This window comes from Nigerium sp. (assembly GCF_039811905.1).
GTDB lineage: Bacteria > Actinomycetota > Actinomycetes > Propionibacteriales > Propionibacteriaceae > Propioniciclava.
In genome coordinates this window covers 1-16389 of record NZ_JBDHZL010000011.1, presented here as the reverse complement: position 1 = coordinate 16389, position 16389 = coordinate 1, and the positions used below count along the sequence as shown (strand labels likewise).

Here is a 16389-nt window from a genome sequence, read left to right as displayed (position 1 = left end):
ATGAATACTCCGACCGTGACTTCGCCGGACTCGCTGTTCGCCCGCCTGGAGCCGTTGCTCGCCCGCGTGAGCAAGCCCATCCAGTACGTGGGCGGCGAGGTGAACTCCGTCGTCAAGGACTGGGACGCCACGGACGTCCGCTGGTGCCTCATGTACCCGGACGCCTACGAGGTCGGCCAGCCGAACCAGGGCGTCGCGATCCTGTACGAGATCCTTAACGAGCGCGACTGGATCCTCGCGGAGCGCACCTACTCGGTGTGGCCCGACCTCGCCGCGCTGCTGCGCGAGCAGGGCCTGCCGCAGTTCACGCTCGACAACCACCGCCCGGTCGGGGCGTTCGACGTGCTCGGCATCAGCTTCTCCACCGAGCTCGGGTACACCAACATGCTGGCCGCGCTCGACCTCGCGGGCATCCCGCTGCACGCGGCCGACCGCGACGCCGAGCCGCTCGTCATCGCCGGCGGCCACGCCGCCTTCAACCCCGAGCCCATCGCCGACTTCGTGGACGCCGCGGTGCTCGGCGACGGCGAGGAGGCGTCCCTGGCGATCTCGGAGATCGTGCGGGGCTGGAAGGCCGAGGGGCGTCCGGGGGGCCGCGACGGCGTCCTGCTGCGGCTCGCCACGTCGGGCGTGGCGTACGTCCCGCGGTTCTACGACGTCGCGTACCTGCCCGACGGCCGCATCCAGAAGGTGACGCCGAACCGGCCGGGCGTGCCGTTCCGGGTGGCGAAGCACACGCTGATGGACCTCGACTCCTGGCCGTACCCCAAGGCGCCGCTCGTGCCGCTCGCCGAGACGGTCCACGAGCGGTACTCCGTGGAGATCTTCCGCGGCTGCACGCGCGGCTGCCGGTTCTGCCAGGCGGGCATGATCACGCGCCCGGTCCGCGAACGGAACATCGAGACGATCGGCGCAATGGTCGCCGGCGGCCTGGAGTCGACGGGGCTGGAGGAAGTGGGGCTGCTGTCGCTGTCGAGCGCCGACCACTCCGAGATCGGCGACGTCACGAAGGAGCTGGCCGACCGTTACGAGGGCACGAACGTGTCGCTGTCGCTGCCGAGCACGCGGGTGGACGCCTTCAACATCGACCTCGCGAACGAGCTGTCTCGCAACGGACGCCGCTCGGGCCTCACGTTCGCGCCCGAGGGCGGCAGCGAACGCATGCGCAAGGTCATCAACAAGATGGTGACGGAGGACGACCTGATCCAGACCGTCGCCACCGCGTTCGGCAACGGCTGGCGTCAGGTGAAGCTGTACTTCATGTGCGGGCTGCCCACCGAGACGGACGACGACGTGCTCGCGATCGCCGACATGGCCGCCCGCGTCATCGAGACCGGCCGCGCGGCGGCCGGCTCGCGCGACATCCGCTGCACGGTGAGCATCGGGGGGTTCGTCCCGAAGCCGCACACGCCGTTCCAGTGGGCTGCGCAGGCGTCCGCGGAGACGATCGACCACCGCCTGCAGTTGCTGCGCGAGAAGATCCGCTCGGATCGCCGCTACGGCAAGGCCATCGGCATGCGGTACCACGACGGCAAGCCCGGCGTGATCGAGGGCCTGCTGAGCCGCGGCGACCGGCGCGTGGGCGCCGTCATCGAGGCCGTCTACCGCGACGGCGGCATGTTCGACGGCTGGAGCGAGCACTTCAGCTACGACCGCTGGGTCGCGTGCTGCGCGTCCGCGCTGGAGGGCACGGGCGTCGACCTCGCCTGGTACACGACGCGCGAACGCGACTACCCCGAGGTGCTGCCGTGGGACCACCTCGACTCCGGCCTCGACCGCGACTGGCTGTGGGAGGACTGGCAGGACGCCCTCGACGAGCAGCCGGTCGAGGACTGCCGCTGGACGCCCTGCTACGACTGCGGCGTCTGCCCCCAGCTCGACACCGAGATCCAGATCGGTCCCACCGGGCGCCACCTGCTGCCCATCGCACCCGTCCGCTGAGGCGGGCGGCGTCCTGGCCAGGGGGGTGGCCGGCGTGAGAGGATCCGGCGCGTGAGGAGCACTGTCGAGCGGCGACCGCCGCAGTCGCTGCTGATCGCGATCCTCGCCGGGCTGGGCATGGTCGGCCCGTTCTCGATCGACACGATCTTCCCGGCGTTCCAGCAGATGGGGGCCGCGCTCGGGGTGAGCGCGCTGGCGCTGCAGCAACTCGTGAGCGTGTACCTGATCTCGTTCGCGGTGATGTCGCTCATCCACGGCCCGCTGTCGGACGCCCTGGGCCGCAAGCCGGTCATCCTCGTCGGCGGCGCCGTGTTCACGCTGGCGTCGGTCGGGTGCGCGCTCGCACCGTCGCTGGGCTGGCTGCTGGTGGGCCGCGCGATCCAGGGCGCGAGCGCCGGCGCCGGGCAGATCATCAGCCGGGCGATGGTGCGCGACCTGTTCACCGGTTCCCTGGCGCAGCGCGTGATGAGCCAGATCGCCATGATCTTCGGCCTCGCGCCCGCGCTCGCGCCGATCGTGGGAGGCTGGCTGTTGCTCGCCGGCGACTGGCGGATCATCTTCTGGTCCCTCGCCGGCTACGGGTTGCTGCTCGTGCTGCTCGTCGCGCTCTTCCTGCCCGAGACCCACCCGCCGGAGGTCCGGACGCCGCTGCGGCTGCGTCCGCTGGTCGGCGGCATGGCGACGGTGTGGCGCGACCCGGACGGCCGCCGGCTCGTCTTCGCGGGCATGCTGAACTTCGCGGGGATGTTCACCTACATCTCGTCGGCGCCGCTGTTCGTCGTGAACCTGCTCGGCAAGGGCGAGCGGGACTTCTGGCTGCTGTTCGTCCCGCTGATCTCCGGCATGATCGCGGGCTCCTGGGTCGCCGGACGCCTCGCGGGCCGGGTGCCCGGCACCCGGCTCGCCACGTGGGGCTACCGCATCAGCGTCGCCGGTGGGGTGGTGAACCTGGCCCTGGCGCTGCTGCCGCACGCCGACCCGCTGCCCTGGGCCGTCGTCGTGCTGCCGGTCTACACGCTGGGCGTCGCGATCGCCTTCCCGATCCTGACGCTCGCGATGCTGGACCTCTTCCCGGACCGGCGCGGTGCGGCGTCCTCGGTGCAGTCGTTCGTGCAGCTCACGCTGAACGCGGTCATCGCCGGGGCGTGGGCCCCGTTCATGGCCCAGTCGCTCCTGGGGCTCGCGGTGAACGCCCTGGTCGTGACGCTCGTCGCCTGGGTGCTGTGGGCGCGGCACCTGCGCGTGGCGCGTCCGGCGCCGGAGGCGAGGTAGGCGTCCGCGGGTCGCTCAGGCGAAGCCGTGATCGCGGGCCCAGAGGGCCGCGCTGGTGCGGTCGACGACGCCGAGTTCGCGGAAGATGCGGCCGAGGTGGGCCTTCACCGTGCCCTCCGTGATGCCGAGGCGCTTCGCGATCTGCTTGTTGGCGAAGCCCTGTGCGACGAGGGCGAGCACCTCGCGCTCCCGGCTGCTCAGGGCCGCCTCCGCGCCGTCGGGGCGCGGCTCGTCGCGGGGGAGCAGCGCGGCCGCCACCCGCGGGTCGATCGGCACGTGGCCCGCCCGGGCGGACCGGATGGCCCGCAGCAGGTCGTCGGGCTCGCTGTCCTTCAGGACGTACCCGATCGCCCCGGCCGCGAGCGCGCGCTGCACGCGCGAGCGCTCGGTGAACGACGTGAGGACGACGACCCGCACGTCGGGGCACTCCTCGGCCAGCCGCCGGGTGGCCTCGACGCCGTCGGTGCGGGGCATCGAGAGGTCCATCAGGACGACGTCGGGGGACGTCAGCCGGGCCAGCTCGACCACGTCCGCCCCGTCGGACGCCTCGGCGACCACCTCGATGCCGGCGTGGCCCTCGAGCACGGCGCGCAGTCCCGCCCGCACGAGCGGGTGGTCGTCCACGATCACGATCTTGATCGTCTCGGTCATGCGTTCTCCCTCGTCAGCGTCACGACGGTGCCCTCGCCGGGGCGGGTGGCGACGCGCAGGGCGGCGCCGGCGTCCGAGGCCAGGTCCGCGAGGACGTGCAGCCCCAGGTGGCCCGGCTCGGGGGTGCGAAACGTGTCCTCCAGGCTGAAGCCGCGGCCGTCGTCGGCGATCGTGAGCGTCCAGCCGCGGCCGGAGGCGTCCAACCGGACGACGACCCGGGACGCCTCGGCGTGCTTCACCACGTTCAGCAGGCACTCGCTCGCGACGCGGAACACGAGCCGCTGGTCGGGCAGCGGCACCGCGCTGTCGACGCGCGGGTGCACCGCGAGTTCGACGTCGGCGCCGTGGGACCGCAGCGGCTCGACGAGGTCGGCGAGGCTCGCGGCCAGGCCCTGGTCGCCGAGGGTCGCGGGGTACAGGTCGACGAGGAGCGTCCGCAGGGAGCGCATCGCCCCGCGCACGGACGCCGCCGACTCGCGGACCGTCGCCGCCTGCCCGGGGTGGCCGTCGCGGTCGAGGCGCTGCGCGGACGCCGACAGCGCGAGCGTGGCGGCGGCCAGCTCTTGCACCGGGCCGTCGTGCAGCGTGCCCGCGATGCGGCGGCGCTCGAGCTGGGAGGACTCGACCGCCCGCTCCAACAGGGCCTCGCGCTCGGCCCGGGCGTCGTCGAGCCCCCGGGAGAGGCGCCAGGTGATCGGGATGACCAGCAGCAGCATCAGCGCGAGCGACCCGCCGAGGAGGGCGATGAAGACCCGCCACATCTCGACGGCCCGGGCGCCGATGCGGTGGTAGTCGAAGTAGACCTCGACGAGGAACCGATGGCCGTCGGCGACGACCGGCTGCCGCACCTCGACGAGGCGTCCGGGCACGCGCTCGTACTCGTTCTCCAACCCGTGGGGGCTGGAGAGGACGGCGCGGGCGGACGATCCGTCCAGCGCCTGTCGCTCCTCGGCGTCGAACGGGAAGGTCTGGCCGATCAGGCGCGGCTCGTCGGAGTACAGGACGCGGCCGCCGGCGTCGAACACCTTGAGGCGCAGCGCGCCGTCGTGGCGGAGGGTGGGGGCGACGGCGGCGTCCAGGGCGCGTTGCGCGGCCGGGTCGAGTGCCTGCAGGGCGGGCGTGATGCGCGGCTGCAACTCGGAGCTGACCAACAGGTCGGTCAGCCGGGCTCCCTCGTCGAGGATCTCGCGTTCGGCCAGCCGGCTGCTCACCCAGTACGCGAGGACGCCGACGAGCGCCGCGACCAGCAGGGTCGCCCCGACGATCGTGGCGAGCACCGTCCGGCGCGGGGGGATGGCGCGCGCGGCCCGGGGCGCCGCCCTCGTGTCGGAGAGCAGCACCCCGGGCCCAGCGGGGCCGGGCTGCGCGGGAGGCGTCGGACTCACGCCCTCAGTGTGCTCCACCCGTCGCCCAGCGTCGCGAGCGCCAGGCAGATGCCTGACAGGGCGAGGAACCCGGGGGCGAGGGGCGGGGCCCCGCCGGCGCCGCCGGTCGCGGCCTGGAGGAATTGGGCGGACGCCGGCAGCGAGTCCCACGTCGCCGACCAGGCGGCCGACAGCGGGGCGGTTTCCATGTTGGACTCGATGTGCTCCCAGACGCCGACCGCCGCGCCCAGCGCCCCGACGACCCCGACGACCCGGGCCGCCCGCACGGTGACGACCGAGCGGTGGGTCCACAGCAGGCCGGCGGCCGCCAGGACCACGGCCAGCAGCACCCAGGGCACGAGCTGGGTCGGCTTCTTCCAGTGCCGCAGCATCGCCAGCTCGACGCAGGCCCCGAGCGCCGTGGCGCCCGCGAGCCCGATCAGGACGCGGCGGTAGAGCGCGACGAGCGTCCGGTCGCTCATCAGACGGTCAGGGTGGAGAGGATCTTGTCGAGCTGATCCGCCGAGACGCCGTACTTGCCGAGCTCGGTGGAGAGCTTGGTGCGCAGGTTGTCCGCCGTGTACGGCCGGTACTCCTCGACCTCCTTGGCCCACCGGTCGGAGTTCTGGACGCCCGCGTCCTTGAGCGCCGCGGCGATCTCGTCGGTCGAGGCGGTGTTGGCGTTGACGGTGCGCACCGACGGGCTGGCCGTCGGCGTCCCGGTCTCGGTGGGCGTCCCGCTCTCGGCAGAACTGGCCGTCGCGGCCGGGCTGGCCGTGGTGGTCGTCGTGGTCGCGGCCGTGCCGCCGGTGCAGCCGGCGAGGAGAACCGTGGCCGCGATCAGCGACGTCGAGACGAGGGACTTGGCGGGGGACAGGTGCAAAGGCATGTGTGTTCCTTTCTGGTGTCCCCCATCCCACCAGCGCGGACGGCCCCCGACCATTGGACCTTCGGCCTACGACCGCGTCGAGTCGAACCCCTCGTCAGGCGATGATCAGCGTCAGGCTGGCCGGGCGCACATCGTCGGACGCCTCCGGCGCGGCCTGGGCGTCGGCGGCCCCGCCGTCGTCCTCGGGTGCCCGGCCCTCCGCGGGCACCCGGACGACCGGCGCGGGGGCGTGGACGCGGCTGAGGGGGCGTCCGGCTGCGGCGGCGGCGGCGAGCCGCGGGGCGGCGTCGGCGTCCGTCTGGACCAGCGCCTCCTCCCCGACGACGTAGATGTGCAGCCGGGGCGACACCGGCAGCGGACGCCTCCCGCCGGTGCGGTCGAGGTAGAGGCGTCCGCTCCCCGCGACGGCCAGGGCGACCGGCGCGACGAGGGCGCCGGCGGCGTCCATGTGCTCAGTGGACGAACACGTCTGTTCACGCAAGACCCGGACGCCGTCGCCATCGATCGCCCGCTGCCAGGCGGCCGGGAGCGTGGTGGAGACCAGGACATCGTGGACGTCGGCGTCCGCGAGGGTGTCGGCGATCGCGAGGCCGATCTGGTCGGGGGTGGGCTCGGCGGGGAGGTGAATGACGGTGGCTCGTGTGAGCGTGACCTGGTGGGCGAGGAGGCGGGGCAGGCCCCCCGCATGGGCGGACACGTCCGGGCGTTCCTCACGGCTGGTGCACGTCTTGTCCGCAAGTCCGAACGGCATCGTTCTCCTCTTGACAGTTCTGGTCGGCTTCGACGCACAACAGTGTATACCTCAGTGGTAGGACCACATAATCGGCCGTCGGGTGCGCTGCGTGGCGCGACGACAGTGGCACAATCGCCCACGTGAGTTCCCCCCGAGAGGCGCCGGCCGGCGCCCCCACGCCGTCCGCGCATCAGGTCGTCCTCAACCATGTCGAGGAACTGATTTTCGAGGGCAAGCTCTCCGTCGGCGACCGCCTGCCGCCCGAGCGCGAGCTGGCCGCGCAACTGGGCGTGAGCCGGGCGGCGGCGCGCGAGGCGATCAGGACGCTGCAGGCTCAGGGCGTGCTGACGAGCCAGGTGGGCAGCGGGTCGTCGGCGGGCACGCACGTGACCGCCCAGCGAAGCCAGGCCCTCGGACGCCTCCTGCGCCTGCAGGTCGCGCTCGCGATGTTCCCCGTGGACGACGTCGTCGTCGCCCGGATCGCGCTGGAGCGGTCCAGCGCCGAACTCGCCGCGCTGCATCGGACCGACGAGGACATCGAGACGTTGCGTCGGCTCATCCGCGACATGCAAGATCCCCGTCACGACGCGGCGAGCTTCAACGAGTTCGACACGCAGTTCCATGTCGCGATCGCGCGCATGGGTGCGAACACGTTCGTGAGCGACCTGACCGAGGCGATCCGAGAGTCGCTGCGTCGCCCGATCCTCACCGCGGAGCGCAACCTCGAAGACTGGCCGGCCTTCCGCAACAGCCTGATCGTCGACCACGAGGGCATCGCCGACGCGATCATCGAGCGCCGTCCGGCAGAGGCCGTCGCCCGTGTGGAGGAGCACATCCGGCGCTCCTACACGATTCTGCCGATGGGGCGCCCGCTCTCCGACGTGGCGTCCCGGCGGGACGACTAGCTACCCGGTCAGAACGACGTCACGCACGCGGGCGGGACGTCGACGGCGAACAGCCGTGCCAGCGCCCGGACGCCCGCGGCGTCCCCGGTGATGAGACCCGCGCCGGCGAGCGTCCGGGCGGACGCGAGGCCCGCGTACAGCGTGGCCAGGGCGTCGGCGGTGATCCGGACGGCGGCGTCCTCGACCCGCGTGGTCTCGGCCACGCCGTCGCGGACGGCCACGTGCCACGACCCGTCCGCGAAGCCCAGGCGGTCGTCGACCGCGAAGGTGGCCTCGCCGTCGGCGTCGAAGCCCCGGGCGCCGAGCGCGCGCGGCACGTCGAGGACGCGGGTCCAGGTGAAGTCGCGCACCTTCGTCGTCACGAGCAGCCGCGGGTCGGCCAGCGCGGACGGCAGGGGGCTCGCCGCGTCGAAGTGGCCGTACTCGACGACGTCGACGAGGTCGACGCTGGCCAGGAACCGCCACAGCGACAACTCCGCGGCGGGGTCGGCCGCGACGAGATCGATGACCTTGAGGCGCTCGCCGTGCCCGTCGAACCGGTAGCTGACGTGGCCACGCGGCTCGCCGCCGGCGTCGAAGGCCACCGCGACCCGGACGCGCCGGTCTGGCTTCTCCTCCTCGTGGTTCCACAGGCCGGTCAGGTAGTCGCCGTACCAGTGCATGCGCCCGTGCGAGCCGCGTCGCTCGGCGTGGTAGGCGGCGAACGTGCGTTCCAGCAGCGGGGCGGCGGTGGCGGAGTCGACGATCTCGACCGGCAGGTCAGCCAGCCCGGACGCCTCGGGTCGCAGCCCGAACCGCGCGCCCGTGTGCAGCTCGACGGTGCGCACCAGCGACGACACGCCGAACCCGAAGCGCCCGTAGATCGACCCCTCGGTCGCGGTGAGGCTCGCCAGCGCGAGCCCGCGGTCGGCGGCCTCGCCGAGGTCGGTGCGCATGAGGCGGCTGAGGAGGCCGCGCCGGCGGTGCGTCGTCCGGACGGTCACGTCGGTGATGAAGTTCGCCGGCTCGAGGTGCCTGTTCCCGGTGTTGATGGTCTGGTCGAAGCTTGCGAAGGTGGCGACGGGGGTGTGCGGGGCGAGCCCCCGGGTGGGTCCGGTGGGCCACGCCGACCGAAGGCGGAAGCGGTCGGCGCACTGGTAGCCCCACCAGCGCTCGAGCGCCTCGTCGGACAGCGCGGCCTGGCCGAAACCGAGGGCGACCGCGTGGGCCCAGCCGCGCGCGTCGTCGGTGAGGTCGCCGGCCGCCGGGAGGGTGCGAAGGTCGTAGTCGATCACTCGGACCACCCTAGCGGGGTGTCGCCATCACGGGCGACGCCGGGGTCGTACCGTGTCGGCGTGGAGAACAGGCCGATGCCGCGCTGGGGCCGCATCGCTCCGGGCGCGTACACCCTTGCCCACTACGAGCGGGGGTGGCTGCGCGGCGACGTGCTGGCCGGGGTCACGGTGTGCGCGTACCTCATCCCGCAGGTGATGGCGTACGCCGAGATCGCCGGGCTGCCCGCGGTCACGGGCCTGTGGGCGATGTGCGCGCCGCTCGCGGTGTACGCCGTCGTGGGGCCGTCGCGCCAGCTCTCGGTCGGCCCCGAGTCCACGACCGCCCTCATGACCGCCGCCGGGCTCGCGGCGTTGCTGGGGGCGTCCGAACACGACCGCTGGGCGGCGACGGCGTCCCTGCTGGCGGTGGCCGTCGGCGTGGTCTGCCTGCTCGGCTGGCTGGGACGCCTCGGCTTCCTCGCCAACCTGCTGTCGCGTCCGGTGCTCGTCGGCTACCTCACCGGCATCGCCGTCCTGATGATCTGTAGCCAACTCGGCAAGGTGACCCGGCTCCGCATCGCGGGGGAGAACCCGGTCGAGCAGGCGCTGTCCCTGGCCGAGCAGGCGGCGGGCATTCATGTGCCGACGCTCGCGCTCGCGGCGGCGGTGTTCGTCCTGCTGGTCGCCGTGCGGGCGTGGCGCCCCCACTGGCCCGGACCGCTGCTCGTGATGCTGCTGGCCGCCGGGGTCGTCGCCTTGGTCGGCCCGGACCGCTGGGGGCTGCGCGTCGTGGGGGAGGTGCCGGCGGGGCTGCCGGCCCCCGCCGTCCCGGACGCCTCCGGCATCAGCCTGCTCGCCCTCGCGCCCTACGCGCTGGGCATCGCGATGGTGGGCTACACGGACAACGTTCTGACGTCGCGCGCGTTCAGCGCGAAGCGGCGCGAGCCCACGGACGCCGGCCAGGAGCTGTTCGCCCTCGGCCTGGTCAACGTCGCGACGGGCTTCCTGCACGGGTTCCCCTGCAGTTCCAGCGGCTCGCGCACCGTGCTGGGGGACGCCGCCGGCAGCCGGACGCAGGCGCACTCGCTCGTCGCCCTCGCGGGCGTGATCGCCGTGCTCATGATGGCGGGCCCGGTGCTCGGATCGTTCCCGACGGCGGCGCTGGGGGCGGTGATCGTCTACGCCGCCACCCGCCTGGTCGACGTCGGCGAGCTACGACGCATCGCCCGCTTCCGGAAGAGCGAACTCGTGCTCACCCTCGTCACGGCGGTGGCCGTCGTCTGGTTCGGCGTGCTGACGGGCATCGGGCTGGCCATCGTGCTGTCCCTGCTTGACCTGATCCGGCGCATCGCGCACCCGCACGACGGCGTCCTGGGGTACGTGCCGGGCCTGGCCGGCATGCACGACGTCGCCGACTACGCGAACGCCCGCCAGGTGCCGGGCCTGCTCGTGTACCGCTACGACTCGCCGCTGTTCTTCGCCAACAGCGCCGACTTCATGACGCGCGCGCTGCGCGCGGTGGATGTGGCGTCCACGCCGGTCGAGTGGTTCTGCCTCAACGCCGAGGCGAACGTCGAGGTGGACCTGACGGCCGTCGACACGCTCGTCGAGCTGCGCGCCCGGCTGGAGGCGCGCGGCATCACGTTCGTGATGGCGCGCGTGAAGCAGGACCTGCGGGACGACCTCGCCCGCGCCGGCTTCCTCGCGGTCGTCGGCGAGGACCGCGTGTTCGCGACCCTCCCGACCGCCGTCGCCGCGTTCGAGAGCGCGTACGCCGAGCGCCACGGCCGTCCACCGTGGCCGGCGGACGCCGGGTAAGGCGCGCGGGCGTCCGGCTCAGAGCAGCCGGACGTCTCCCGCGGACGCCAGCGCCGCGGCAAGGGCATCGCCCCTGATCGGAACGGTCGTTGGTCAGCGGTCGACCCGGGCGCTGCCCCCGCTGGCGAGCTTCAGGACCTCGGCCTTGCTGGCCATCGAGGTGTCGCCCGGCGTCGTCATGGCGAGCGCGCCGTGGGCGGCGCCCAGGTTCACGGCGGTGTCGAGGCTCTCCTCCGCCAGCAGGCCGTAGATCAGCCCGGACGCGAACGAGTCGCCGCCGCCCACGCGATCGAGGATCTCCAGCCCGTCCCGCTGGACCGCCTGCACCAGGCCGGCGTCGCGGCTCCACGCGATCGCGCCCCAGTCGTTGACGGTGGCGGTCTTCACCCCGCGCATGGTCGTCGCGATCACCCCGAAGTTCGGGTACGCCTGGGCGACCTCGTCGATCATCGCGGCGAAGCTGTCGACGGCGAGATCGGTGAGGTTGTCGTCCACCCCGGGCACCTCGAAGCCGAGGGCGGCCGTGAAATCCTCCTCGTTGCCGATCATCACGTCGACGAAGCGCGCCAGCTCACGGTTGACCTGCTGCGCGCGCTCCGGCCCGCCGATCGACTTCCACAGGCTGGGGCGGTAGTTCAGGTCGTAGGAGACGACGGTGCCGTGCTTCTTGGCGGCCCGGCAGGCCGCCAGCGCCGTGTCGGCCGACCGCTCCGACAGGGCCGCATAGATGCCGCCCGTGTGCAGCCACCGGACGCCGAGTTCGCCGAACAGGTGGTCCCAGTCCACGTCGTCGGGTCCGAGCTGGGACGCCGCGGTCAGCCCGCGGTCGGAGACGCCCACGGCGCCCCGGACGCCGAAGCCGCGCTCGGTGAAGTTCAGCCCGTTGCGCACGTCGCGCCCCACGCCGTCGGAGGGCACCCAGCGGATGAGGGAGGCGTCGACGCCGCCGGCGAGGATGAAGTCCTCCAGCAGGCGTCCGACCTCGTTGTCGACGAGCGCCGTGACGACCGCGGTGCGCAGGCCGAACACCTTCCGCAGCCCCCGGACGACGTTGTACTCGCCCCCGCCCTCCCAGGCGCGGAATGCGCGGGCGGTGCGGATGCGGCCCTCGCCAGGATCGAGCCGGAGCATGACCTCCCCGAGAGAGACGGCGTCGTAGCGGCACTCGGAAGCGGGGCGCAGGGTCAGGGAGGTGGTCACTGGTTCTTCTCCTCGTCGTCGGTGTCGAGTCGGTGGGCGGCTGGGGTCGCTGGCCGGGCGCGGCGTTCTCGAAGCGAACCGGCGACGCCGTACTGTAAACGGTTGCACACAATGCACTCCCGGTGCAAGGCGGGTCGCCTCCTGAGGTGCGACAGATTCTTCTTGCAAACGGTTTCATCCTTGGCTACCGTGATCCCATCACAGTGCAGCGACGAGGAGGGTCGGCGCATGGGGGCCACGCTCAGGCAGGTCGCGCACGAGGCGGGCGTCTCGGTCGCGACGGCGTCCCGGGCCTTCACCAAGCCCGACCTGGTCGGCGAGCGCACCCGCGAGCGCATCCTCGACATCGCGGCGCGTCTCGACTACGCCCCCAACCTGGCCGCGCGGGCGCTGAACACCGGCCGCACGCAGAGCGTGGGCATCGTCGTCCCCGACCTGATGAACCCCTTCTACCCGAGCATCGTCACCGGCGCGCGCCGCCGGGCGTCCGCGTTGGGCTACTCGCTGCTCATCGCCGACAGTGAGGAGGATCCGGCGGCCGAGCTGCCGATCCTGGAGGAGATGGCGCGCAAGGTCGACGGCATCCTGCTCTGTTCGAGCCGCATGGGGGCCGACTCCCTCGCGCGGGCCCAGGAGCTGGGCCCGCTCGTGCTGCTGAACCGGCGGCTCGCGGGGGTGCCGAGCGTGTCGTTCGACAGCACGGCGGCCGTCCAGACGGCGGCCCTCCACCTGCGGGTGATGGGCCACCGGCGGGTCGCCTACGTCGGGGGGCCGGCGTCTTCGACGTCGAACGTCGAGCGCCGCGACCGCATCGGGCAGTTCTTTCCGCCGCAGGGGCTGGAGGTCGTCCAGGTCGGCGATTTCGAGCCCTCGGTCGACGGCGGCCGGGCCGCGGCCGACGGCGTCCTGAGCGCGGGGGCGTCCGCCGTGCTCGTCTACAACGACGTGATGGCGCTCGGCCTGATGGGCCGGCTGATCGGCTACGGCCTTGCCATCCCGCGCGACCTGAGCGTGATCGGGTGGGACGACATCCAGTTCGCCGAGTTGGTCAGCCCCGCGCTCACGACCGTCCGCGTGCCGCGCGAGCGAGCGGGGGAGGAGGCGATGGCCTACCTGGACGCCGTGATCCGGCGCGGCGAGCCGGGGGAGGATCGCCTGCTGTCCACCGAGTTCGTCTTCCGTAGCACGACGGGTCGCGCCCGACCTAACCTGGCACCGGCAACGCCGGACGCCGACCATCCAACGAAGGAGTCGACATGACCCAGCTTCCGCGCCTGTCCCGCAGTTCCCTGGCCGGCCTCGACGGCCGTCCGCACGTGAGCCTGCCACCGAAGGGGTGGGACGCCCAGCGGGCTGGCATCGTCCACTTCGGCATCGGCGCGTTCCACCGCGCCCACCAGGCCGTCTTCACCCAGGATGCGTTCGCGGCGTCCGGTGACGACCGGTGGGGGATCGTCGGGGTTACCCAGCGCTCCGACAGCGTCCAGCGACAGCTCCTCCCGCAGGACTGCCTGTACTCCGTGCTCACCCACTCGCCCGAGGGCGTCGACCTGCAGCTGATCGGCTCGGTGCGCGACGTGCTGTATCCGGCCGAGCAGCAGGCCGAACTGGACGCCCTGATCGCCGGCCCCGACGTCCAGGTGATCTCGCTGACCGTCACCGAGAAGGGCTACCGGCGCAACGCCGAGGGCGGCCTCGACCTGACCGACCCGGCGGTCGCGGCCGATCTGGCCGGCGGGGCGCCGGCGTCCGCCATCGGGCGGCTGGTCCGTGGCCTGCAGCGGCGCGCCGACGGCCCGGGGACGCCGATCACCGTCGTGTCCTGCGACAACCTGGCCGACAATGGCCGGGTCCTGGAGCGACTCGTCCGCGACTACTGCGCGGCCCTGCCCGACGGCGACGAGCTGGCGGCGTGGATCGACGGGCACGTGGCGTTCCCGTGCACGATGGTCGACCGGATCGTCCCGGCGACCACCCCCGCCGACCGCGAACTCGGCGAGGAGCTGCTGGGCCTGCATGACGAGGGCCTCGTCTCCGCCGAGCCGTTCAAGCAGTGGGTGATCGAGGACCGGTTCGTGGCCGAGCGCCCCGCGTGGGAGCGAGTCGGTGCCCAGATCGTCCAGGACGTGGCGCCCTTCGAGGCGATGAAGCTGCGCATCCTCAACGGCAGCCATTCCACGCTGGCCTACCTGGGCGCGCTGCGCGGGTACGCGACGATCGTGGAGGCCGTCGGCGACCCCGAGCTTCACCGGATCGCGGAGTCGTTGATCCAGGACGACGTGATCCCGGTGCTCACCCAGCCCGAGGGCGTCGACCTGCCCGACTACGGACGCCTCGTGCTCGGCCGCTACGCCAACCCCGCCCTGGCCCACAAGACCACCCAGATCGCGATGGACGGCTCGCAGAAGCTGCCCCTGCGGCTGCTGGGGACCATCCGGGACAACCTCGCGGCCGGCCGGATGCCGTCGTCGGCCATCGCCGGCGTCGCCGGGTGGATGACGTACCTGGCCACGCCCAGCGCGTCCGGGCTCGACCTCCCGATCGACGACCCGATGGCGGCCACGCTGTCGTCGGTCCGCGGCGAGACCGACGCGAACGCCCTGGTGGATCGCCTGCTCGGCGTCCAGGAGGTCTTCGGCGACGACCTGCCGGCCGACGAGCGGTTCGTGTCCGAGGTGCGCGCTCGGGTGGGGGAGCTGCTCGCGGTTCGGCGCTGAGGGGCGCCGGCGGGCGTCCGTGAGGCGGTGGGCGAGGGCTGGCCGCTAGACTCCCCGCTCGTGGCAGAACCGAGACGACAGCCGGAGCAGCAGGCGCCCCCCGTGCAGCGGCTGCGCGTGCGGTACGCGAAGCGTGGCCGGGCTCGGTTCGCGAGCCATCGCGACTTCTCGCGGGCGTTCGAGCGCGCGCTCCGGCGCGCGGGCGTCCCGATGGCGTACAGCTCGGGGTTCAGCCCCCATCCGCGCATCAGCTACGCGAACGCGTCGCCGACCGGGGCCGCCACCGAGGCGGAATACCTGGAGATCGGGCTCGCGCGGCCGGCCGACCCGGACGCCGTCCGCGCCGGCCTCGACGCCGCTCTGCCCCAGGGGCTAGACGTGCTGCAGGTCGTCGAGGCGTCCGGCGGGTCGCTCGCCGACGGGCTGCAGGCGTCCGAATGGCGGATCGAGATCGCGGGCCCCGATCGCGACACGGTGGACGCCGCCGTCGCGGCCCTGCTCGCCGCGGAGTCCCTGACCGTCGAGCGCATGACGAAGTCGGGGCTGCGCGAGTTCGACGCGCGCGGCGCGATCGTCGCGCTGTGGGTCATCGACGACCGGACCCTCGGCCTCGTGAGCCGCCACGTGGTGCCGCTGGTGCGCCCGGACGACGTCCTCCAGGCGCTCGGCCGCGTCGAGCCTCGCTTCGCGTTGGCCCAGCCCGCCTTGCTGACCCGCCTCGCCCAGGGCGTCTGGCGCGACGGCCGCATCGTCGGCCCGTTCGAGGACGCCTGAGCGCCCCCGCCGGACGCCCACCGCGGCACGGCGGAACCCGAGATCCCCACTTTCGGACGGGTGTGGAATAATGTCGGCAAGGTCAGGGCGCTAGCCCTACCGATGGCATCCCGGGGTGTGAGGTCGGGGTGTTGCCCTCGGCTAGACCGCGACGAGGTTTTCTCGACCGCGGCGGCCGTCCGGCGACATGCCGTCGCACCCGCAAGCTTCGCCGCCCGGAGGCGTGATTTCTCCCGGTGGCCCACTGTCGGCAGCGTTGCTGCCGTGAAGGAGAGCCCCAATGCTCGATTCGAACGAACCTGAATCCCAGGCACCGTCCGGCGAGGAGACGCCGGCGACCCCGCCGCGTCGGCGCCGGGCGGCGTCCCGCCCCGCGGGTCCGCCCACCGCGGTCGACCGCGCCCCCGAACTCACTGCCCCGCGCACTCCCGCTGCGCTGGAGAACCGCGAGCCCGAGCACGTCGAGGCCCAGGTGCTCGACGAGATCGACGCGGCGGTCGACGCCGCGATGGCGGCGGCGGACGCCGAGGTGGCCGACGCGGGCGAGAGCGACGACGCCTCGCCCGAGCACGAGCCGGACGCCGCCGAGCAGGCCGAGATCGCCGCCGAGCAGGCCCCCGCAGAGACGCTCGAGCAGCCCGCGCAGGAGGCGGAGCCGGAGGCGTCCGTCGAGCAGCCGTCGGGCGAAACCGAGCCTCCCGAGGCCGAGACCCCCGAAACCGAGACCGCCGAGCCCGAGGCGGACGAGGAGTCCGCCGAACCTGAGGCGGACGCCGAGACGATCGCGTCCGAGCCCGGCGACGCCGCCGACGCGCCGACCACCGACGAAGCCCCCGCCGAGAGCGAGGCCGACGACAGCGAGTCCGACGACA

Annotated in this window: 14 protein-coding genes and 1 pseudogene; 8 read left to right on the top strand and 7 right to left on the bottom strand. The window is 73.1% G+C overall.

What is annotated here, in order from left to right:
* On the top strand, window positions 1-1941 hold the full coding sequence (locus tag WMJ97_RS04035; protein ID WP_347347681.1) for a TIGR03960 family B12-binding radical SAM protein: 1941 nt from the start codon (window positions 1-3) through the stop codon (window positions 1939-1941).
* A gap of 51 nt (window positions 1942-1992) precedes the next feature.
* On the top strand, window positions 1993-3213 hold the full coding sequence (locus WMJ97_RS04030; protein WP_347347680.1) for a multidrug effflux MFS transporter: 1221 nt from the start codon (window positions 1993-1995) through the stop codon (window positions 3211-3213).
* Window positions 3214-3228: 15 nt separating this feature from the next.
* Here WMJ97_RS04030 and WMJ97_RS04025 read toward each other — a convergent pair whose 3' ends face one another.
* The 5 genes from WMJ97_RS04025 to WMJ97_RS04005 form a co-directional block, all read right to left on the bottom strand.
* Window positions 3229-3864, bottom strand: coding sequence for a response regulator transcription factor (locus WMJ97_RS04025; protein WP_347347679.1), 636 nt, complete (start codon window positions 3862-3864; stop codon window positions 3229-3231).
* On the bottom strand, window positions 3861-5249 hold the full coding sequence (locus WMJ97_RS04020) for an ATP-binding protein (protein ID WP_347347678.1): 1389 nt from the start codon (window positions 5247-5249) through the stop codon (window positions 3861-3863). The genes WMJ97_RS04025 and WMJ97_RS04020 overlap by 4 nt, the downstream gene beginning before the upstream one ends.
* A complete protein-coding gene (locus WMJ97_RS04015) occupies window positions 5246-5710 on the bottom strand; it encodes a hypothetical protein (RefSeq protein ID WP_347347677.1) in 465 nt (154 codons plus the stop codon). Before WMJ97_RS04015 ends, WMJ97_RS04020 begins: the two co-directional genes overlap by 4 nt.
* Window positions 5710-6117: a hypothetical protein gene (locus WMJ97_RS04010; RefSeq protein WP_347347676.1), complete on the bottom strand. Its 408-nt coding sequence runs from the start codon at window positions 6115-6117 to the stop codon at window positions 5710-5712. Before WMJ97_RS04010 ends, WMJ97_RS04015 begins: the two co-directional genes overlap by 1 nt.
* A gap of 94 nt (window positions 6118-6211) precedes the next feature.
* A complete protein-coding gene (locus tag WMJ97_RS04005; RefSeq protein WP_347347675.1) occupies window positions 6212-6814 on the bottom strand; it encodes a hypothetical protein in 603 nt (200 codons plus the stop codon).
* A 176-nt stretch (window positions 6815-6990) separates the two neighbouring features.
* Between WMJ97_RS04005 and WMJ97_RS04000 the strand changes: the two genes are divergently transcribed.
* Window positions 6991-7755 carry a FadR/GntR family transcriptional regulator gene (locus WMJ97_RS04000; RefSeq protein ID WP_347347674.1) on the top strand — a complete coding sequence of 255 codons (765 nt, stop codon included), beginning with the start codon at window positions 6991-6993 and terminating at the stop codon, window positions 7753-7755.
* Between the two features lie 8 nt (window positions 7756-7763).
* Here the strand turns inward: WMJ97_RS04000 and WMJ97_RS03995 are convergent, their stop codons facing one another.
* A complete protein-coding gene (locus WMJ97_RS03995) occupies window positions 7764-9029 on the bottom strand; it encodes a GNAT family N-acetyltransferase (protein WP_347347673.1) in 1266 nt (421 codons plus the stop codon).
* A gap of 60 nt (window positions 9030-9089) precedes the next feature.
* Here WMJ97_RS03995 and sulP point away from each other — a divergent pair, with 60 nt between their 5' ends.
* Window positions 9090-10826, top strand: coding sequence for a sulfate permease (sulP, locus tag WMJ97_RS03990; RefSeq protein WP_347347672.1), 1737 nt, complete (start codon window positions 9090-9092; stop codon window positions 10824-10826).
* A gap of 93 nt (window positions 10827-10919) precedes the next feature.
* Here the strand turns inward: sulP and WMJ97_RS03985 are convergent, their stop codons facing one another.
* The gene (locus WMJ97_RS03985; RefSeq protein ID WP_347347671.1) at window positions 10920-12026 is read right to left on the bottom strand and encodes a sugar kinase; all 1107 of its coding nucleotides are present in this window, start codon (window positions 12024-12026) and stop codon (window positions 10920-10922) included.
* Window positions 12027-12254: 228 nt separating this feature from the next.
* Between WMJ97_RS03985 and WMJ97_RS03980 the strand changes: the two genes are divergently transcribed.
* From WMJ97_RS03980 to WMJ97_RS03965, 4 genes and pseudogenes are all read left to right on the top strand, one after another.
* Window positions 12255-13286 carry a LacI family DNA-binding transcriptional regulator gene (locus WMJ97_RS03980; protein ID WP_347347670.1) on the top strand — a complete coding sequence of 344 codons (1032 nt, stop codon included), beginning with the start codon at window positions 12255-12257 and terminating at the stop codon, window positions 13284-13286.
* Window positions 13283-14743 carry a mannitol dehydrogenase family protein gene (locus tag WMJ97_RS03975; RefSeq protein WP_347347669.1) on the top strand — a complete coding sequence of 487 codons (1461 nt, stop codon included), beginning with the start codon at window positions 13283-13285 and terminating at the stop codon, window positions 14741-14743. Before WMJ97_RS03980 ends, WMJ97_RS03975 begins: the two co-directional genes overlap by 4 nt.
* A gap of 60 nt (window positions 14744-14803) precedes the next feature.
* On the top strand, window positions 14804-15517 hold the full coding sequence (locus WMJ97_RS03970; protein WP_347347668.1) for a TIGR03936 family radical SAM-associated protein: 714 nt from the start codon (window positions 14804-14806) through the stop codon (window positions 15515-15517).
* Window positions 15518-15797: 280 nt separating this feature from the next.
* Window positions 15798-16389, top strand: a pseudogene (locus WMJ97_RS03965) (hypothetical protein); the annotation flags it as partial.